This window comes from Enterococcus mundtii (genome assembly GCF_002947535.1).
GTDB lineage: Bacteria > Bacillota > Bacilli > Lactobacillales > Enterococcaceae > Enterococcus_B > Enterococcus_B mundtii_B.
Genome location: NZ_PUAP01000017.1, coordinates 83,917 through 104,025, shown reverse-complemented (window position 1 = coordinate 104,025; position 20,109 = coordinate 83,917). Strand labels below are relative to the sequence as shown.

The window sequence follows — 20,109 nt, the reverse complement described above, 5'->3', positions numbered from 1 at the left end:
ATGGTGAAACGATTTATTAGCGCTCAAACATCAGAGATCATGACAATGACTGGGGCAGAATTGAAACAATCGATCAAAGCAAGTGAAGGACGTGTGATTTGTTCAGAAAATGTGGTCATCCGGGACAGTAATATTGAAGATGTGACCAACTCTGAAATTGCTCGTGCGTATGGCGCTGATTTGATTTTATTGAATGCTTTTGATGCATTAGAACCAGTCGTTTCAGGTTTGAAAGGTAAGGAAGAAGAGCCGATCATTCAAACGTTACGAAAAGTAGTCGGCAGACCGATTGGTGCGAACCTTGAACCGGTTGATTTAGAGGCGAAGATGGCAGAAGATCGCCTTGATATCCCAGCGGGGCGTCAAGCGACTCGTGAAACAATGGAAGCAGCCAAAAAACAGGGATTAGATTTTATCTGTTTGACAGGAAATCCAGGAAGTGGTGTCACCAATGATGCCATTACAAAAGCAATCTCAATGGCAAAAGAATACTTTGGTGGCATGATCATCGCTGGAAAAATGCATGGTGCGGGAGTCGATGAACCAGTAGCAGATCTAGAAGCAATCAAGTCTTTCATTGAAGCAGGCGCGGATGTGATCTTAGTTCCTGCGGTAGGAACGGTTCCAGGGTTTGATGATGTCGAATTAAAAGCGGCGGTCAAAGTGATCCATGCGGCGGGCGCGCTAGTGATGTCAGCAATTGGTACTAGCCAAGAATCATCCGATTCAGACACGATCAAACAAATTGCGATCCAAAATAAAATTTGTGGTGTAGATATCCAACATATCGGCGATGCCGGCTATTCTGGAATCGCTCCGGTAGAAAATATCATGGCGATGAGCCGTGCGATCCGTGGAAATCGTCATACGATCGCGATGATGTCACGCTCGATCGTGCGTTAGGAAGTAAAAGAAGTTTGATGCTAAAGGATTAAAGTTTATGAGTAAGTAAATACGCCTAGCAAAGTAGTCATTAGTGATTGCTTTGCTAGGCGTTCGTTTATTTAGCTGAGCTGCTTATTTATCAAGTAACCAGTCCACGATGTATTGAATCGGAATACCATCTACTTGTTTGATCTCATAATATTTACCGGTAATCACTATTTTTTTATGATTATCTTTGATGTGAAGTAAGTTATCAGTCTCACGATTATTTTTGGGAAGTTCATAGGTCACTTGGATATAGAGTGTTTCATCTAGTTTTTTTGCAACAAAATCGATTTCTTGATTGTCAAGACGTCCAACATCTACTAGATAACCTCGTCTTAGCAACTCGACGTAAACGATATTTTCTAAACGATTACTATAATTACCGTCTTTTCTTCCTACCGCATTTCTGCGAAGTCCAGAATCAATAATGAAATATTTTCCATTCGTTCTTAAATATTCTCGCCCTCTAATATCATACTGTTGTGCACGATAAAAGAGATAACCATGTTCCAATAGGTCTAAGTAGCGATTGATGGTATGCGTGCTCGTTGTGATTCCTTCACTTTTTAATGTGTTCGCAATTCTTGACGCATTGACGAGTTGGCCAACATTGTCTGATAAAAAACGAATCAGTGCTTTTAACACTGTTGCATCTTTTACACCGGCACGCAAGGCAACATCGTTCAGGACGATCGTATCAAAGATCCCTGATAAAATCGTATCTTTGATTCTCTCATCAGCTAATACTACACTGGGAAAACCACCATATTGTTCATATTCCTGATATGCTTGATCAACAAACCGAGAGTCTTTTGCAATGTCCTTAACAGCTAAAAATTCATCAAACGACAAGGGATAGATAGGAATCTCAATGTATCGGCCACTAAGTAAAGTGGCAAGTTCTCCAGATAACATATTCGCATTTGAACCAGTGATGACTAGCTCGCAATTAAAGCTAGTTTTTATGCCATTGACGACACGCTGCCATCCATCGACAAGCTGGATCTCATCAAATAAAAAATATACTTTTTCTTCATCTTGAGGAATCAATGGTGCTAACACGTCCCTAAACTTCTCTGCATCTGTGACTACTTGATAATTGAATGATTCAAAATTGATATAAATAATATGATTTGGTTCCACACCCTGTTCCAATAAATAGCGTTGGTAGAGCATAAGTAACACAGATTTACCAGACCGTCTAACGCCAGTAATGATTTTGATGAAATCAGTGTTCTGTAAATCGATCAATTGATTTAAATAATCAGGTCGTTGAAACAAAGGTATCCCTCCTCCAATATCCTATTGTTGGTGTAAGTATACCATATTTGAAGTTAACTTCAAAAAAATCATTATTTTCATTAAATTTGAAGTTAACTTCAAAAAAATGTTTTTTTTACCGTAAATTAGAAGTTAACTTCAAATTTATGTACATGATATAATAGATTTTTCATTGTTTTTCGTTATTATAGAGCAAGATTTATTTTGACAAACTTGAAATAAGCGATTACACTGGTGAAAAGAAGCACACAACGATGTGTGCGTATGGATACGGCAATGACGCCTAAAAAAGTAGAGCTTTTTCTGCTTTTTTAGGCTTTTTTTATGGAGGAGAGGTAAATGAAGAGAATCATTTTAATGGGGGCGATCGGTTGTGGGAAGACTACTCTTTGTCAAGCTTTACGAGGAGAAGCAATCGTTTACGACAAAACCCAAGCGGTAGAATTTCATCCTGAGATGATCGATACACCGGGGGAATTTATTCTACATCGCCAATACTACTCTGCTTTGACTGTGACAGCGGCAGAAGCGGAAGTGATTGGTTTGGTGCAAAGTGCATTAGACCAGGAACAGATTTTTTCACCAGGCTTTGGGCATATCTTTCCAAAAGAAGTGATCGGGATCATGACCAAAGTTGATTTAGTCCAGGATGAAAAAGAGTTGGCGCGTGTACGTGAGCAGTTGCTTGCAGCTGGAGCAACGAAGCTGTTTGAAGTCTCATCAGTCGAAAAAACAGGACTAGCAGAATTGATCGAATACTTAGGAGGAGAATCATGAAAATCTACACGAAAACAGGCGACAAAGGAATGACAAAATTAGTTGGTGGTCATAGTGTATCGAAAGATTCAGATCGTGTGGAAAGTTATGGGACGATTGATGAATTGAACTCATGGTTGGGCTATACGATCAGTCAATTGTCAAAAGAACAAGACGTTTTTAAGAAAGAGTTGGAAGAACTACAACAACTATTATTCGATGTAGGAACTGATTTATCAACGGTCTTGGAAGATGGACGACCGCTTAAAGTCCAGAAAGAAAGTGTTACTTGGTTGGAAGAACGGATTGATTTTTATACACAGCAATCACCGGATATCGAACGATTTATTTTACCAGGTGGCTGTCAAGGTGCGAGCATGATCCATGTGGCGCGAACGATTGCTCGTCGCGGGGAACGTCATATTGTCCGTTTAAGTGCGACTGCGGCGATCAATCCTGAAGTGATCGTTTTTGTGAATCGCTTGTCTGACTATTTTTATGCGTTGGCGCGTTATATGAATGTGCAAATGGGGCAAGAGGATGTTTTTTATACAAGAGGAGAGAAAGTCTTCCATAAGATAAAAGAAGAAGGTTTATAAAAAAGTGTTTGATTTTTCACAAACAGTGTGGTAAAGTGCTGTTAGATTAATCAAATGTTTATGAGAGATACGAATGGAAGCCAGTGAGATGCTGGCACGGTCCCGCCACTGTGATAAAGCGTTCGAGCTTTTAAGTCAGGTCTTTTCTTATTTTTCATTATTGGGCAAACTGTTTCGAGGCAAAACAGGGTGTTGCTAAAAAATGACGTTTTTTGAAAGTCAGCCCAAGAATATTTGATTCAATCCCACACATAGCACGATGATGTGTATGGGAATATTGGGCTGGTCTTTCAATGGGGAAAGAGATTTCAAGTACAATGGGGTACTGCTGATTCCCAGCGCATGTGTTGATTAATACTTACAGAATAGACACCATACGCTGTTGTATGGATTGTAAAAGAAGCAAAGGGGCTTCAGACAAATGGATTTTTTGATTTCCATTGGTTTGAAGTCTCTTTTATTTTGGTTTTAAGGAGGAATGTTCGTGGAAAATATACAATTCTCAACACAGATCATTGTGGGGGAAGATGCATTACAAAGTCTTGAGAACATCAAAGAAAAGCGTGTTTTCATCGTTACTGATCCATTTATGGTAGAAAACGGCATGGTAGAAAAAGTCACGACTTATTTAGACCAGTATCACGTATTTAGTGATATTGTCCCTGATCCACCACTTGATAAGATCGTTTCAGGCATCAAAGAAATGGAAAGTTTTCAAAGTGAAGTCATCGTAGCAATCGGTGGTGGTTCAGCAATCGATGCAGCGAAAGCAATGAAATATTTTGGGCAAAAGACAATGGATCTTTTGACTGAACAATTTATTGCGATCCCAACAACCAGTGGTACAGGGTCTGAGGTGACAAACTTCTCAGTGATCACGATCAGTGAATTAGGTTTGAAGATCCCATTAGTAACAGAAGAGATCCAACCGGATATTGCGATATTAGACACTGGACTAGTCATGAGTGTCCCACCAAAAATCACTGCCGATACAGGAATGGATGTGCTGACCCATGTGATTGAATCCTACGTTTCCACAGAAGCGAATGGAGTCGCAGATGCCTTATGTGAGAAAGTAGTTGCTTTGGTTTTCGAATATTTAGAGCGAGCTTACAAAAATGGGCAAGACAAAGAAGCAAGAGAACAAATGCACTTAGCTTCATGTATGGCGGGGATGGCGTTCAATTCGACTTCATTAGGACTAAATCATGGAATTGCTCATGCGGCGGGGGCTCGTTTACATGTGCCACATGGACGGATCAATGGGATCTTACTGCCAGAAGTGATTGCTTACAACAGTGGTTTAGGAAATGGTCAAGTGACCGAGATCAAAGTAGCTGAACGATATGCGGCATTAGCAAACTGCATAAGCAATACGCAAACGAAGAATCCTCGTTTAGGTGTGCAGAATTTGATTCGTATGATCAAACAGCTGCGAGAAAAATTAGAGATGCCAGCGACATTGAGTGAATACGGCTTGTCTTCAAAAGAAGTATCAACACAAGAAGAAGCAATTGCCACCTCTGCCTTAGCAGATGGCTGTACGAGAACGAATCCTCGTCCTGCAGATGAAAAAGGCGTGAGAGCAATATTAAAAGCCATTTTATAAAGATTGACATCGTGAAAAGGTTAACATATAATGAATGAGCACAACGGAGTGCTTCAAAATTTAAGAGCAATGGGGCCCTTAATAACAAGCGTAAAGTGAACACTTTATGGCTTATTATTGAGGATTTTTTATTGCTTAAAATGAAGGAGCGAGTCTTGTTTGGAAGAAAAACAACGAATGATCCAAGAATACGTCCCAGGAAAACAAGTCACTTTAGCCCACATCATTGCGAGTCCCGACAAGGAAGTCTATACAAAATTAGGATTACCGACAGGCACAAGCAATGCGTTAGGGATTTTGACGATCACGCCAAGTGAAGCCGCAATCATCGCTGTGGATATTGCAACGAAAAGTGGCGACATTACCATTGGTTTTATCGATCGTTTCTCTGGTTCAGTAGTTATTTCTGGCGACGTGAGTTCTGTTGAAGCAGCATTACATGCTGTATTGGATGGACTCAAACAGATTTTGCAATTCTCTGTGACGTGTGAAATTACAAGAACTTAGTTCGGGGGAGACAAAGCGTATTGAATATGAAGGGCAGAATTGTGATAGTAGACGATGAACCAATCACACGATTGGACACTCGAGATATTCTACTGGAAGCTGGTTATGAAGTTGTTGGGGAAGCCGCAGATGGATTTGAAGCAATCGAAGTTTGTAAAGAGACTAAGCCGGATCTCGTATTGATGGATATCCAAATGCCGATTTTAGATGGTCTAAAATCCGGTAAAAAAATCATCCAAGATCAGTTAGCAGGGAGTATCGTATTTCTTTCTGCTTACAGTGATCATGAGAATACGGAGAAAGCGAAGAAATTAGGAGCAATCGGTTATCTGGTAAAACCATTAGATGCAAAATCATTGATCCCAACCATTGAAATGGGGATCGCTAGAGGAAAAGAAACCCAAAACTTGCTACAGCAGATCGACAAACTACAGTTGAAACTGGAAGAACGAAAAGTTGTGGAGAAGGCGAAAGGGATCTTAGCAAAAGAAAATAATATTTCTGAAGAAGAAGCTTATCAGATGTTGCGCACATTAAGTATGAACAAACGCGCACGGATGAGTGAAATCGCAGAATTGATTATTATGGATGATGAATAATGGAACGGATCAATACATTATGTCAGCGTTATACCAACTTAACCCAGTCAGATATTCAAGAACTTTGTCGGACAAGTGCTTATTTAGCAGAGTCTAAGCATTATGAGATGGCAGATGTGTTCATCGATGTCTTTAATGAAATGACGAAAGAAGCATTAGTTGTCTATCATAAGAAGCCAAAACATATCCCCTCATTATATAAACATGAAGTTGTCGGAAAAGAAGCGTTATTAAAAAATGAACCAGGCGTCTTACGGACAATGGAAACAAGCTTGAATAGTATTGGTTTGTTAGCAGTCACGCAAGAGAATCGCTTGATCAAGCAAAACATTTTTCCGATTCGCAATGAACAACGAACAATTGGTGTGATCATCGTAGAAGAGGGAGTCGAGCAACCGATTGGGGCAGTTGAACGACAAGAACTACAGTCAAACGAGCAAGGAACAATAGCGATCGAATCGACATTTGATCCTCTAATCATGGACCAGTTAGCCGAAGCGGTCTTGATTTTTGATACGACCACAGGAAATCTGGTCTTAGCAAATCAACGTGCAAAAGAATTGTATCGGAAATTAGGCTATCGTGAAATGATCAATGATTTGCACTATGACAATCTCTCTCTTGATTATACAACGTTCGAATATGTTCTTTATCAGATGAATGATCAGACCGAAAATCGGTTGATCGAATTAGAGACAGCGTATTTAAATTATTACTTTAATATTCGAAAAGTTTGGATTGATGCAGGATCGAGAGTAGCAATGATTATTCAAGATAATACAGAAGTGAAAAAGAAAGAAGATGAAATCGTCTCAAAATCGGTGGCGATCCGCGAGATCCATCACCGTGTCAAAAATAATTTACAGTCCGTCGTTTCGTTATTGAGGATCCAAGCACGCCGTACCACTAGCAAAGAGGCTAGTAAAGTACTAAAAGAAAGTGTGAACCGGATCATGGCGATCGCGATGACACATGAATTATTGTCGAAGCAAGTGGAAGATAATGTTTCCTTGCGACAAATGCTTGAGGCAGTGATGTACAATTTCCGGCATATTTTCAATCCGGAAAAAGTGCGATTGAATCTAACGGTTGATCCGACGATCACTGTTTCTAGTGACCAAATGGTTTCCATCTCCTTAGTCGTTAACGAGTTATTGCAAAATATTTTTGATCATGCCTTTGAGGCAGACCAAAATGGCGTAGTTGAAGTTAGCGGGGAAATTGAAAATAAAGTCATCACGATCACTGTCACAGATGATGGCAATGGCTATGATGTCAATCGAAACAAAGAGACCAGTTTAGGTTTGATGATCGTGAATAGCTATATCAAAGATAAGCTAAAAGGAAAAGTAAAAATTGAATCATCCAATAAAGGAACAAAAACTTGTTTCTATTTTGAACAGAACACCAAAGATGTTGTTCGGTGAAAAAGCAACGATGCTTAAAGATGCGTAGAAGAGATTCTAGGCTGTCTTTAAGCATTTTTTGTTTGCAGAAAGGAGAAAAAAGATGGCAAAAGAAAAAATTTTTACTGTAGGGATCGATTTAGGTACCTCGACGACTCAGCTTGTTTTATCTGAGTTGACGATCGAAAATTTCGCCTCTGCGTTTTCTGTTCCGCGGATCACGATCTCAGATAAGGAAGTGATCTACCGTAGTGAGATCATCTTCACTCCTTTGATCAATCAGACAATGATTGATGATGAAGCAATCAAAGCGTTTGTTTCCCGACAATATCAACAAGCAGGGATTGAAAAGCAGCAAATCCAAATGGGTGCGGTGATCATCACTGGTGAAACAGCTCGTAAAGCCAATGCGAGCAAAGTATTACAAGCACTGAGTGGCTTTGCTGGAGATTTTGTGGTCGCAACAGCTGGCCCAGATCTTGAAAGTATCATTGCCGGAAAAGGAGCAGGCGCGCAAGAGTATTCGACAAAGCGTCATGCTTCGGTCGTCAACATCGATATCGGCGGTGGCACGAGTAACTTAGTCGTCTTCACCGATGGGGAAATCGATGATACCGCCTGTTTTGATATCGGTGGTCGGTTGATCAAGGTCGATCATGCAGGGAATATTTCGTATATTTCACCAAAGATCACAGAAATGATTGAGCAGTTGAGATTACCGTTGAAAGTTGGAACAAAAGCTTCTGTTCCCGCCATCCAACCAGTGATCGATGAGTTAGTAAAAGTTTTGGCGAATAGTGTGGGTATCGGAGAACGAAGTCCATTTTATGAGTTATTCATTACGAACCGAGGATTACGACTAGATGGCGAACTACCAATCGTCACTTTTTCTGGTGGTGTAGCGGATTGCTTGATCGAAGAAGTGACAGATATGTTCAAGTATGGGGATATCGGTCTGTTATTAGGTACGGCTTTACGCAAATCGCAAATATTCGCTGAAAAAGAAGTCTTACAAAGTAATGAAACGATTCGGGCAACGGTGGTCGGTGCAGGTTCGCATACCGCTGATATTAGTGGCAGTACGATCGCTTATCATGAGCAGATCCTGCCAATCAAAAATATTCCGATCTTGAAAGTTTCCCAAGAAGATGAGTCCTTGCCTGCGGAAGCAATGAGTGAGCGTATCAATGAAAAGCTGGCTTGGCATCGCTTGGAAGAAACACCGCAAATCGCTTTAGCGATGAAGGGGATCGTGAACCCGACGTTTGCGGACGTCCAACGATATGGCGAAGGCATCGTTCGAGGGTTATCTGCCTTGATCAATGAAAATATCCCACTCGTCATCATGGTGGACGAGGACATGGCAAAAGCATTAGGTCATGCATTACATGCGTATTTACCGGGGAATTATCCGTTCATCTGCATTGATTCCGTCAAAGTAGAAAATGGGGATTATATCGATATTGGTCAACCTGTTGCCGAAGGTGCAGTGTTACCGGTAGTTGTCAAAACATTAGTATTTAATTAAGGGAGCGACAAGAAAAATGATTTTAAAAACAAAATTATTTGGCAAAACCTATCAGTTTTCTTCAGTCAAAGAAGTGTTGGCTAAAGCAAATGAAGAAAAATCAGGAGATAAATTAGCGGGTGTGGCAGCAACTTCTGCGGAAGAACGAGTAGCAGCAAAAGTCGTGTTATCTCATCTGACTTTAAACGATTTATTCAACAATCCAGTGGTTGATTATGATGAAGATGAAGTCACACGTATCATCATCGACCAAGTCAACATGCGTATTTTCGGCATGATCAAACATTGGACAGTTGCAGAATTAAGAGAATATATCCTTTCAGACAAAACAGGAGATTTTGAAATCAAATATATCTCTCGTGGATTGACTGCGGAAATGATTGCGGCAGTCTGCAAATTGATGTCAAATATGGACTTGATCGTGGGCGCAAAAAAGATCCACATTGAAAAAACAGCCAACACAACAATCGGTCGCGCAGGTACTTTCTCCAATCGTCTGCAACCAAATCATCCAACAGATGACGTAGACGGGATCATGGCTTCTGTGATGGAAGGATTATCTTACGGAGCCGGCGATGCATTGATTGGATTGAATCCAGTGGATGATTCGACAGAAAGCGTGAAACGTTGTTTAGATAAATTTGAAGAATTTCGCAGCGAATGGGAGATTCCAACACAAACTTGTGTCTTGGCTCATGTGACGACGCAGATGGAAGCTATGCGTCAAGGTGCACCGACTGGTTTAGTTTTCCAATCCATTGCTGGATCAGAAAAAGGCAACACTGCGTTTGGTTTGAATGCGGACATGTTAGCTGAAGCGCAAGCATTAGCATTGAGCAGTGGTCAAGCAGCTGGCCCGAACGTGATGTATTTTGAAACTGGTCAAGGTTCTGAGTTATCATCTGAAGCTCATTTTGGTGCAGACCAAGTAACGATGGAAGCACGTTGCTATGGCTTAGCGAAGAAATTTGATCCATTCCTTGTGAATACTGTTGTCGGCTTTATTGGACCAGAATACTTGTATGATTCAAAGCAAGTCATTCGTGCAGGTTTAGAAGATCACTTCATGGGTAAACTAACAGGTTTATCAATGGGTTGTGACGTATGTTATACAAACCACATGAAAGCAGATCAAAACGATATGGAAAACTTATCTGTGTTACTAACATCAGCTGGTTGTACGTATATCATGGGTATTCCTCATGGGGATGATGTGATGTTGAACTACCAAACGACAGGTTTCCATGAAACAGCGACAGTCCGTGAATTGTTCGGTTTACGTCCAATCAAAGAATTTGAAGGTTGGATGGAGAAAATGGGCTTGATGGAAAATGGAAAATTAACAAGCTTAGCCGGCGATGCTTCAGTATTTATCAAATAAGTGGGGTGCAAGAAAAAATGAACGAACAACAATTGAAAGAAATGATCACTTCCATGCTAAGTGAGATGGTAGCCGGTGAAAAACCAACAGAACAATCAACAGAACTACCAAAAACACCAGCCACAACAACCAATACGATGACAACAACCATGCCGGTAGTAGAAGAAGGCATGATCGACGACATCACAGAGGTGGATCTACGTAAACAGCTTTTAGTCAAAAATGCTAAAGACGAAACAGGATACTTGCGTATGAAGGCATTTACACCTGCTCGTATCGGAGTGGGACGTACAGGCACTCGCTATATGACTGATTCTACCTTACGTTTCCGTGCGGACCATGCAGCAGCACAAGATGCCGTATTCTCTGATGTTGATCCGCAATTGGTTGAGGAAATGGGCTTCATTTCAACACAAACAATTTGTAAAACAAAAGACGAATACTTGACTCGTCCAGATTTTGGTCGTCAATTTGACGAAGAAAATAGCACAAAAATCAAACAACAAACGACAGCAAAAGCTAAAGTGCAGATCGTTGTTGGGGATGGATTAAGTTCTGCGGCTATCGGAGCAAATATCAAAGAAGTACTACCAGCAATCAAACAAGGGTTGAAAATGTATGGCTTAGATTTTGATCAAGTCGTATTCGTCAAATATTGTCGTGTACCATCAATGGATCAAATCGGCGAAATCACTGATGCAGAAGTAGTATGTCTATTAGTTGGCGAACGTCCTGGACTTGTAACAGCAGAATCGATGAGTGCGTATGTTGCTTACCGTCCAACTGTCGGAATGCCAGAAGCTCGTCGTACAGTGATCTCAAACATCCATAAAGGTGGAACACCAGCAGTTGAGGCCGGCGCATATATTGCTGAATTGATCAAGAAAATGTTAGATAAGAAAAAATCTGGTATTGAGTTGAAAGAAGCCGAATAGGAGGAGAAACATCAATGAAAAATGATCGTTTAGGCGCAAACGTCTTAAGTGTTCAAGTCATTCCTAATGTAGATGCTGCATTAGCGGAGCAATTTGGTTTGACACCAGGGATGCGCTCATTAGGTATCGTGACATCAGATTGTGATGATGTGACTTATGTGGCTTTAGATGAAGCAACAAAGGCGGCAGAAGTAGAAGTTGTCTATGCGAAAAGTATGTACGCAGGAGCAGCGAATGCCTCTACGAAACTTGCGGGTGAAGTGATCGGGATCATTGCTGGACCAAGTCCGGCTGAGATCACAAGTGGACTATCTGTCGTGACACAAGTCATTGAACAAGAAGCAAGCTTTATCAGTGCAAATGACGATGACAGCATCGTGTACTTTGCCCATGTGGTTTCTCGTTCTGGAAGATACTTATCAAAAGAAGCGAACATTCGTGAAGGCGAAGCAATTGCTTACTTGATCGCGCCACCTTTAGAAGCGATGGTTGCACTAGATGCAGCATTGAAAGCGGCGGATGTTGAGATCTGTAGTTTCTTTGGACCGCCATCTGAAACAAACTTTGGTGGGGCGCTTTTAACGGGTAGTCAATCAGCATGTAAAGCAGCTTGTACAGCTTTTGAACAGGTCGTTCAACGGATTGCAGAAAATCCGTTGAGCTACTAAGGGAGTGTCACGAATGAATGCGATTGGAATGATCGAAGTTCGCGGATTTTTAGGCGCTGTCAGTGTCAGCGATGCTGCGTTAAAATCCGCAGATGTGACCTTGTTGAATGCGGAGATCATCAAAGGTGGACTAACAACTGTTCAACTAAGTGGTGATGTTGCTGCTGTGAATGCAGCAGTCGATGCAGGGGTCGTCGTAGCGAAGGAATTGAACTGTCTGATCTCACATCATGTGATCTCACGTGTCGATGAGCAGACGCAAATCCTTTTTCAACAACCGAAAACAGAAGAACGTGTCACTGAAGTAACACCTGATCGTTTAGAAGAACCAGCCGAGCCGACGAAAATCGAAACGAAGGTTGAAGCCACGCAGATCAGTGAAACAAACGATCGTCGTGCAGAGTTACAAGCAAAACGTGTCGCAGAGTTACGAAAAGAAGCTTACAAATTGAATGTGAAACAATTAAAACCATCAGAAATCAAATCTGCAAGCAAACAATCATTAGTAGAGGCGATCATGGCAGAAATTAAAGGAGTGACCCATCGTGGATAAAGATTTACGCTCGATCCAAGAAACCCGAGATTTGATCGAAGCTGCAAAGAATGCGCAAAAAGTGTTAGAAACATTTTCGCAAACGCAAATTGATCAAATCGTCAAAGCCGTTTCAGACGCTACATTTTCACAACGTGAACGCCTAGCAAAAATGGCGAATGAAGAAACTGGCTTCGGCATCTATGAAGACAAAATCATCAAAAATGCTTTTGCTTCAAAAATCGTTTATGAAGAATTCAAACATACGAAAACAGTGGGTGTCATCAATGAAGACCCACAGAAAAAGGTAACGGAGATTGCCGTACCTGTTGGCGTAGTTGCTGGGTTGATCCCATCGACAAACCCAACTTCAACAGTGATCTACAAAGCCTTGATCGCATTGAAAGCTGCGAATAGCATCGTCTTCTCCCCACATCCAAACGCATTACAATCGATCCAAGCGACAGTGGAGATCATTCGTTCAGCGATCGAATCTGCGGGCGGACCAAAAGAGAGTGTTTCAGTGATCACGACACCCACGATGCAAGCAACAAAAGAATTGATGACCCACAAAGATACAAACTTGATCTTAGCCACTGGTGGCAATGCGATGGTCAAAGCTGCATATTCTTCAGGAACACCGGCGATCGGCGTAGGTCCAGGAAATGGTCCAGCATATATTGAACGTAGCGCATTGATCCCAATGGCGGTGAAACGGATCATGGATTCTAAAACATTTGATAATGGAACGATCTGTGCATCTGAACAGTCCATCATCGTGGAAAAAGTCAATCGTGAAGCAGTCAAAGCTGAATTGATCAAACAAGGTGCTTACTTCTTGAGTCCAGACGAAGCAGATAAATTATCTCGCTTTATCTTACGACCTAACGGCACGATGAACCCACAAATCGTTGGACGTTCGGTTCGTCATATCGCTTCATTAGTTGGATTGAATATTCCATTTGATCGCCGTCTGATCGTGGCAGAAGAAAGCAACGTTGGCATCAAATATCCATTCTCAAGAGAAAAATTAGCACCGATCATCGCTTTTTACACGGTAGAAAACTGGCAAGAAGCTTGTGATCTATCGGTAGAGATCTTAAAAGGTGAAGGTGCAGGACACACGATGTGTATCCATACTGAAAACAAAGAAGTCGTCCGTGAATTCGGCTTAAGAAAACCAGTTTCTCGTCTGTTGATCAACACCGCAGGTTCATTAGGAGGAATCGGGGCTTCAACTGGCTTAGTACCAGCTTTGACACTAGGCTGTGGAGCCGTTGGTGGAAGTTCTACATCTGACAATATCGGAGTAGAAAATCTCTTCAACGTTCGTCGTGTCGCTTACGGTGTCACTGATCTAGCAGACATCCGCCAAGAATTTGGCGCTGGGGATCAAACACCAACCCAAGTAACAACGAACCAAGAGGGCAAAAAAGAAGAGTTGATCGATACACTCGTTGCCCAAGTATTAGCTCGATTACAATAATATGTAATATATATTAATTGAAAACACATACACAATAGGAGGAAATTATAATGTCAAGTACAAACGCTTTAGGAATGATCGAAACTCGTGGATTAGTAGGTGCTGTTGAAGCAGCAGATGCAATGGTGAAAGCAGCAAACGTAACATTGATCGGCAAAGAACAAGTAGGTGGCGGTTTAGTAACAATCATGGTTCGTGGTGATGTTGGCGCTGTAAAAGCAGCGACAGATGCAGGGGCAGCAGCTGCTGAACGTGTTGGCGAATTATTATCTGTACATGTGATCCCACGCCCACATACTGAAGTAGATGCGATTTTACCAAAAGTTGCTGAATAATCATCGTCATAGACATCTAAAATGAAACAAGAGGTTGTGACAGAAGGGTTCAGCTCCGAGAAATAAGGGCGAAAAGCCGAAAATATTTTCTCATATTTTTGGCTTTTCGCCCTTGTTTTTTAAGGAGTTGCTTCTGGAACGCCGTTTATCTATGTTTTGGAAGTAAAGTGGACATCATTGTTATAGGCTTGTTTCCAAGACGAGATCAATGCTTGGAAATAATCCATTGGAGAAAGGAGAGCGTCCTATGAGTGTGATTACAGAAGACCAGTTACGGCACATGTTTCGGAAGAAAGAAATACAAACAGGAATTACTTTCGTTGTGCCAAAGGATTGTCTTTTGACTCCCGCAGCTTCTAGCTATTTACGCGAGCATCATATTCCGCTTATGCGAGAAAATCTCGTTTCTTCTCCAATGGAGAAACCTAAGCAACCTATGTTTGAACAAGAATCGTTGATGTCCAGCGCGCAACGAACGATCTGTTTAGAAATAAAAAAACTAAAAAATCTATTATTCTTTCATTTATTGGAAGAAATCGATATTTATGCCGAAGGTTGGTTGTATTTAGAGTATCAGCAAGATTGGTTAGCAAGCTTTAGTCGATTTGATGGGGAAAAGCTCTCAACTCATCCAAAACGACTTTCAGGGATGATGTATCGTTCCTCCTTGCAAAAAAGAACCTTGCGCTATTCAATCAATGAGATCGAGTATCAAATAGATAAAATCAGTCAATTGTTAGAAGAATTTCCGACAGATTTAGCTATTTTTATGTTATGGGCAGAAGAATTGCAACGTGTGATTCAACTGTCGAAAAATGAGTAGGAGATGAACCGATTGGATCATTTAAATGAAATTATCAATGAAGTGGTACAACGTATCCAGTCACAACAAAATTCTTTCGAAGTAGAAGCTTCAGGAAGACACGTGCATTTGAGTCGCAAAGATATCGACGCATTATTTGGTCCAGGTTACCAATTGACCAAAGTCAAAGAATTGTCTCAACCTGGTCAATATGTTTGTAAAGAACGGATCACTGTCGCAGGTCCCAAAGGCTTATTCCAAAATGTGGTTATTTTAGGCCCGGAACGAGCGGAGTCACAAGTCGAAGTATCCATGACGGATACACGTATTTTAGGCAGTCGCGTGCCTGTCAGAGAAAGTGGCAAAATCGAAGGAACACCAAGTGTGGTCTTGATGAACGGTGAGTCAGCTGTTCAATTAGATAAAGGGTTGATCGTGGCAAAGCGCCATGTCCATATGATACCAGAAGATGCAGACAAAAACCAAGTAGTGAATGGCCAAACGGTAAAAGTACGTGTGGAAGCAAGTCGTCCGCTGATCTTTGATGATGTGGTTGTCCGTGTCAGTCCAGATTTTGCGACGTATATGCACATTGATTACGATGAAGCAAATGCTTGTGGCTTGAACAAAGGAGATCGTGGTTACATTTGTAAATAGGGAGGGGATTTCGTGAAGGTAACGGAGATTGAAAAAGTCATTCAGCAAGTCACAGAAATGCTGATGACCAGATTGCCCACAGCTGACTATCAGTTAGCATGGATGGACGAAAAAGCAAGTTATCCTAAAACGTTATTCGCTGAACGATCGATGGTCGATTGGGTAGAAACGCAAGATCCAACGAAAAGCGATGGCTTAGTCGTCCAACATGTCAGTTTTCCTCAATTGGCCGCGATTGCTCAGTTGCTACCGACTGATCAAAAAACGACGAGTATCCTTTCTTTTCTGTTCGCAGGAAAGCCCGTATTGGTTCTGCAAACAGAGTCAGCGAACAGTCCAAACAAAATGAAGTACCATCTGAAAAAGAAAATCGCTGAATCAACAGTGCAATGCCAACGCTATGGGATGTATTTTTTCGAAGAAGAAAATGCAAGCTATGACTCATTTTTAACGGCTTGCCGAAAAAAAGTGTTAGCAAATGAGTTACCAAAACGAAAGTATGTCACAGAGAAGCAATTGATCCAGCGACTACAACAAACGAATGGAATAGATTTAATGGATCAGGAACGATTGACACCCTTAGCAGAAGAGTATGCGCTAAGAAATCGTTTATTCAAATGAGGAGGGATCACAGATGCTATTAGGTGAAGTGACTGGAAGTCTATGGTCGACCAGAAAAGATGAAAAACTAAATGGTTGGAAACTACTGATGGTCGATGTACTAGACGAGAAAGAAACAAAAATCGGGTTTATTGTCGCAGCAGACAATGCCGGCGCCGGAGTTGGTGACAAGGTATTGATCAGCAAAGGACAAGCAGCCAGAATTTCAGCTGGTGATCCAGATACACCCATTGATGCAATGATTGTCGGTGTGATTGATTCAATTGAAGAATAAAGGAGATTTACGATGAGTATCAATGAAATCATTATGTATATCATGGTTCTTTTTATGGTTATCGGCGGGATCGATAAATGTATCGGGAACAAATTAGGTTTAGGGGAACAATTTGAAGAAGGCTTGATGGCAATGGGTTCATTAGCTTTGTCAATGGTCGGGATCATCACATTAGCACCTGTTCTTGCAACAGTTCTTAGCCCAATCGTTGTACCTGTATATGAATTCTTAGGAGCAGATCCTTCGATGTTTGCGACGACTTTGTTAGCCAACGATATGGGTGGCTTCGCCTTAGCACAACAAATGGCACATGATCCACAAGCTGGCTTGTTTGCCGGTGCGATATTAGGCGCAATGATGGGACCAACTTTAGTGTTCACGATCCCTGTTGCCTTAGGGATCATTGAAAAAGAAGATCAACAATACTTAGCAACAGGTGTGCTGAGCGGGATCATTACGATTCCATTAGGTTTGTTAGCAGGTGGCTTAGTCGCTGGTATGCCAATGAGTATGATCTTACCAAACTTATTGCCGATCGTGATCGTTGCCGCTTTGATCATTGTAGGTCTATGGTTAGCGCCACAAGGAATGATCAAAGGGTTCAATGTCTTTGGTAAAGGCGTAGTGATCGTCGCAATTGCTGGCTTGGTCATTGGTGCGATCCAACAATTAGTTGACATCACATTGATTCCAGGGATTGCTCCGGTGACAGAAGGTATCGAAGTAGTGGGTGACATTGCGTTGACATTGGCTGGCGCATTCTGTTTAGTAGCAGTCATCACGCGAGTGTTCAATAAACCGTTGATGAAATTAGGAAAAGTTTTAGGTATGAATGAAATTGCAGCTGCCGGCATGGTGGCTACATTAGCAAACAATATCCCAATGTTCCAAATGTTAAAAGATATGGACCGTCGTGGAAAAATCATCAACGTGGCATTTGCAGTATCGGCTTCATTTATTTTAGGTGACCATTTAGGTTTTACTGCGGGTGTGGCGAAAGAAATGATTTTCCCAATGATGGTTGGGAAAATCGTTGGTGGGATCACTGCGATCTTTGTTGCAGTATTCATGGCGAATCGTTTATTAGGAAAAGAAAAAGAAGTAACTGCAACTGAGCAAACAACAACGAAACAAGAGCAAACGATCGTAGAATAGGAGCGTGACGAAAATGGCAGAATTGGATCGTCAAATGATCGAAAACTTAGTACGACAATTAGTGATGGAAAAATTGATGCCGGCAAAACAGGTCGATCCTAGTGGCGTTGCTTCGATCAGATTGGCAGAAATGGCCGTTTCTGAGGAAGATCGCCTTGATACAGGTAACCCTGCTGACCGTGTGTATACGAAAGATCTCTTTTCATTACAAGAGAGCCCACGTCTTGGGTGCGGCATCATGGAAATGACCGATACGACCTTCGATTGGACGTTAGAATATGATGAAATCGATTATGTGATTTCTGGTCAGTTAGATGTATTGATCGATGGACGGAAAGTCTCTGCAAAAGCTGGCGAATTGATCTTGATCCCGAAAAGCACGAGTATCCAGTTTTCAGTAACTGGTGAAGCACGCTTTATCTACGTGACTTATCCAGCAGACTGGCAATCTCAATAAATGAAGTGTTTCAGAAGCACCGGTTATTTGGTTTTATGGCTGGTTGGGCTTCATGGTCTCAGGTAAAAATGGATAGGTGCAATAATCAATTTAAGTGAGTGTTTATTTTTTATTTCAAGTATCGATGCAAGGGATCATGAACGAAGATCAAGAACGTACTAAAGCCGAATAACCGGTGCTTCCGAATATCTTTAGTTTAGTGAGGCAAGTGGCATATTTTGGTGTTATAGTGTTTTTTTGTCAAATCAATTGTGTAAAAAGAGAAGCGGTAAATTCTGTTGATTCAGAGTTTACCGCTTTTTTGTTGCTTTTTCCAGTAGCATCATTGCTTAGAATTTTCTTGTTTTATGTTATTGTAAGAGAAAGAACAAACTAGAAAGGAAGAAATCGTATGAAAAAAGCGTTGTTGATCGTTAACCCTAGTTCTGGAGGAGAAAAAGCAAAAGAATATGAAGAAATGGCAGAAAATAAATTGCGTACGCTTTTTGATGAAGTCCAAGTCTTGCACACTGAAAAAAGTGGCGATGCGACGAATTTTGCTCGTGAAGGGGCGCTGGAAAAAGTCGATAGTGTCTTTGCGATGGGCGGGGATGGAACAGTCAATGAGGCAATCAGCGGTCTCGCAGAGCAAGAGGAACGACCAAATTTTGGCTTCTTCCCTTTAGGAACGGTGAATGATCTAGCACGAGCGTTGAATATGCCGATCGATCCAGAGGAAGCCATCCAACAATTCTCAATCGAACAAACGAAACCGTTAGATATCGGAAAAATCAATGATCAATACTTTATGAATGTCGTTGCCATCGGAACGATCCCAGAAGCAATCAATGACGTTGATCCTGAAAAGAAAACCAAATTAGGAAAGATGGCTTATTTTATTTCTGGCTTCAAACAACTGACGAATACCCAATCCTATACGTTCCGGGTGGAAGCTGATGGCGTAGAGGAAGAAATCGAAAGTAGCACACTGTTGATTGGTTTGACGAACTCGGTCGGTGGATTTGAAACACTCTTACCAGAGGCAGAAATCAATGATGGCAAGCTTCATTTTGTATATTTAAAAGACCGCTCATTTTTTGATACCTTAAAAGCAGTACCTGATTTGATCAAAGGGGTTGATGCGACGACGGAGAATCTTGCGTATCAAACCGCAGAGAAGTTAGTGATTTCTTTAGTGGACGAAGAAGAACTGGCAACAAATATTGATGGGGATGAAGGAACAAAACTTCCAGTAACGATCCAAGTATTACCATCACATTTATCCGTTTATTGTTAGAATCAACTTAAGCAAAATCAACTAGACCAACTACTTGAAACAGCGAAGAGAAAGAATGAAAATAGAAAAGGGTGACTCGGTGATGAAACAAATCTGTCGAGTCACCCTTTATTTTTGCGCTTTTTTGTAAACTTTGGATGAGTTTGTTAAGAGGATTTTTTGAGGGTTTCATTTATTTCAGTAAAAGATGCAGCTGTACCAAGGTGTTGGTTGATCAAAGAAAAGAACCCTTGTTTTACAAATGATTTACAATCTTCATCTACTCCTATCGCGAAGTCCATTAGAAATTTACATTGAGTCCATAAAATGAAAGAT

22 protein-coding genes and 1 riboswitch are annotated in these 20,109 nt (G+C 41.2%); of the genes, 21 read left to right on the top strand and 1 reads right to left on the bottom strand.

All coding sequences use genetic code 11. The features are described 5' to 3' along the window. Positions 1 to 903 (top strand): DUF7916 family protein, encoded by a 903-nt coding sequence (locus CUS89_RS05215; RefSeq protein WP_104871322.1) that lies wholly within the window; start codon positions 1 to 3, stop codon positions 901 to 903. Positions 904 to 1,017: 114 nt separating this feature from the next. Here the strand turns inward: CUS89_RS05215 and CUS89_RS05210 are convergent, their stop codons facing one another. After that, on the bottom strand, positions 1,018 to 2,211 hold the full coding sequence (locus CUS89_RS05210) for an ATP-binding protein (RefSeq protein WP_104871321.1): 1,194 nt from the start codon (positions 2,209 to 2,211) through the stop codon (positions 1,018 to 1,020). Positions 2,212 to 2,550: 339 nt separating this feature from the next. Here CUS89_RS05210 and CUS89_RS05205 point away from each other — a divergent pair, with 339 nt between their 5' ends. The 20 genes from CUS89_RS05205 (at position 2,551) to CUS89_RS05110 (ending at position 19,794) form a co-directional block, all read left to right on the top strand. Next, positions 2,551 to 2,988, top strand: coding sequence for a EutP/PduV family microcompartment system protein (locus CUS89_RS05205; protein ID WP_104871320.1), 438 nt, complete (start codon positions 2,551 to 2,553; stop codon positions 2,986 to 2,988). Next, positions 2,985 to 3,566 (top strand): cob(I)yrinic acid a,c-diamide adenosyltransferase, encoded by a 582-nt coding sequence (locus tag CUS89_RS05200; RefSeq protein ID WP_104871319.1) that lies wholly within the window; start codon positions 2,985 to 2,987, stop codon positions 3,564 to 3,566. Before CUS89_RS05205 ends, CUS89_RS05200 begins: the two co-directional genes overlap by 4 nt. A gap of 48 nt (positions 3,567 to 3,614) precedes the next feature. After that, a riboswitch (adenosylcobalamin (AdoCbl) riboswitch) is annotated at positions 3,615 to 3,764 on the top strand. Between the two features lie 286 nt (positions 3,765 to 4,050). Beyond that, positions 4,051 to 5,175: a 1-propanol dehydrogenase PduQ gene (locus CUS89_RS05195; RefSeq protein WP_104871318.1), complete on the top strand. Its 1,125-nt coding sequence runs from the start codon at positions 4,051 to 4,053 to the stop codon at positions 5,173 to 5,175. 159 nt (positions 5,176 to 5,334) lie between these two features. Further along, positions 5,335 to 5,682, top strand: coding sequence for an ethanolamine utilization microcompartment protein EutS (gene eutS / locus CUS89_RS05190; RefSeq protein WP_104871317.1), 348 nt, complete (start codon positions 5,335 to 5,337; stop codon positions 5,680 to 5,682). A 26-nt stretch (positions 5,683 to 5,708) separates the two neighbouring features. Continuing rightward, on the top strand, positions 5,709 to 6,281 hold the full coding sequence (locus CUS89_RS05185; RefSeq protein WP_104775882.1) for an ANTAR domain-containing response regulator: 573 nt from the start codon (positions 5,709 to 5,711) through the stop codon (positions 6,279 to 6,281). Next, entirely contained in the window at positions 6,281 to 7,708 is a 1,428-nt protein-coding gene (locus CUS89_RS05180) for a sensor histidine kinase (RefSeq protein WP_104871316.1), read from the top strand. Before CUS89_RS05185 ends, CUS89_RS05180 begins: the two co-directional genes overlap by 1 nt. Before the next feature lie 82 nt (positions 7,709 to 7,790). Further along, complete coding sequence (eutA, locus tag CUS89_RS05175; protein ID WP_104871315.1) at positions 7,791 to 9,215, top strand: ethanolamine ammonia-lyase reactivating factor EutA; 1,425 nt, start codon at positions 7,791 to 7,793, stop codon at positions 9,213 to 9,215. 16 nt (positions 9,216 to 9,231) lie between these two features. After that, positions 9,232 to 10,596 carry an ethanolamine ammonia-lyase subunit EutB gene (locus tag CUS89_RS05170; RefSeq protein WP_104871314.1) on the top strand — a complete coding sequence of 455 codons (1,365 nt, stop codon included), beginning with the start codon at positions 9,232 to 9,234 and terminating at the stop codon, positions 10,594 to 10,596. A gap of 17 nt (positions 10,597 to 10,613) precedes the next feature. Next, positions 10,614 to 11,531 (top strand): ethanolamine ammonia-lyase subunit EutC, encoded by a 918-nt coding sequence (gene eutC / locus CUS89_RS05165; RefSeq protein ID WP_104871313.1) that lies wholly within the window; start codon positions 10,614 to 10,616, stop codon positions 11,529 to 11,531. A gap of 14 nt (positions 11,532 to 11,545) precedes the next feature. Next, positions 11,546 to 12,199 (top strand): ethanolamine utilization microcompartment protein EutL, encoded by a 654-nt coding sequence (gene eutL, locus CUS89_RS05160; protein ID WP_010734672.1) that lies wholly within the window; start codon positions 11,546 to 11,548, stop codon positions 12,197 to 12,199. 13 nt (positions 12,200 to 12,212) lie between these two features. Beyond that, positions 12,213 to 12,752: a BMC domain-containing protein gene (locus CUS89_RS05155; RefSeq protein ID WP_104871312.1), complete on the top strand. Its 540-nt coding sequence runs from the start codon at positions 12,213 to 12,215 to the stop codon at positions 12,750 to 12,752. Beyond that, positions 12,742 to 14,217, top strand: coding sequence for an acetaldehyde dehydrogenase (acetylating) (locus CUS89_RS05150; protein ID WP_104871311.1), 1,476 nt, complete (start codon positions 12,742 to 12,744; stop codon positions 14,215 to 14,217). The genes CUS89_RS05155 and CUS89_RS05150 overlap by 11 nt, the downstream gene beginning before the upstream one ends. A gap of 50 nt (positions 14,218 to 14,267) precedes the next feature. Further along, entirely contained in the window at positions 14,268 to 14,552 is a 285-nt protein-coding gene (locus CUS89_RS05145) for a BMC domain-containing protein (RefSeq protein WP_010734677.1), read from the top strand. 247 nt (positions 14,553 to 14,799) lie between these two features. Continuing rightward, complete coding sequence (locus tag CUS89_RS05140) at positions 14,800 to 15,375, top strand: hypothetical protein (RefSeq protein ID WP_104871310.1); 576 nt, start codon at positions 14,800 to 14,802, stop codon at positions 15,373 to 15,375. A 3-nt stretch (positions 15,376 to 15,378) separates the two neighbouring features. Beyond that, positions 15,379 to 16,011, top strand: coding sequence for an ethanolamine utilization phosphate acetyltransferase EutD (gene eutD, locus CUS89_RS05135; protein WP_104871309.1), 633 nt, complete (start codon positions 15,379 to 15,381; stop codon positions 16,009 to 16,011). A gap of 12 nt (positions 16,012 to 16,023) precedes the next feature. Continuing rightward, the gene (locus tag CUS89_RS05130; protein WP_104871308.1) at positions 16,024 to 16,632 is read left to right on the top strand and encodes a hypothetical protein; all 609 of its coding nucleotides are present in this window, start codon (positions 16,024 to 16,026) and stop codon (positions 16,630 to 16,632) included. Positions 16,633 to 16,645: 13 nt separating this feature from the next. After that, a complete protein-coding gene (locus CUS89_RS05125) occupies positions 16,646 to 16,906 on the top strand; it encodes a EutN/CcmL family microcompartment protein (protein WP_010734681.1) in 261 nt (86 codons plus the stop codon). 12 nt (positions 16,907 to 16,918) lie between these two features. Continuing rightward, entirely contained in the window at positions 16,919 to 18,061 is a 1,143-nt protein-coding gene (gene eutH / locus CUS89_RS05120) for an ethanolamine utilization protein EutH (protein WP_104871307.1), read from the top strand. A gap of 13 nt (positions 18,062 to 18,074) precedes the next feature. Beyond that, positions 18,075 to 18,518 carry a cupin domain-containing protein gene (locus CUS89_RS05115; RefSeq protein WP_104871306.1) on the top strand — a complete coding sequence of 148 codons (444 nt, stop codon included), beginning with the start codon at positions 18,075 to 18,077 and terminating at the stop codon, positions 18,516 to 18,518. 391 nt (positions 18,519 to 18,909) lie between these two features. Then, positions 18,910 to 19,794, top strand: coding sequence for a diacylglycerol/lipid kinase family protein (locus CUS89_RS05110; RefSeq protein WP_104871305.1), 885 nt, complete (start codon positions 18,910 to 18,912; stop codon positions 19,792 to 19,794). Positions 19,795 to 20,109 lie beyond the last annotated feature (315 nt).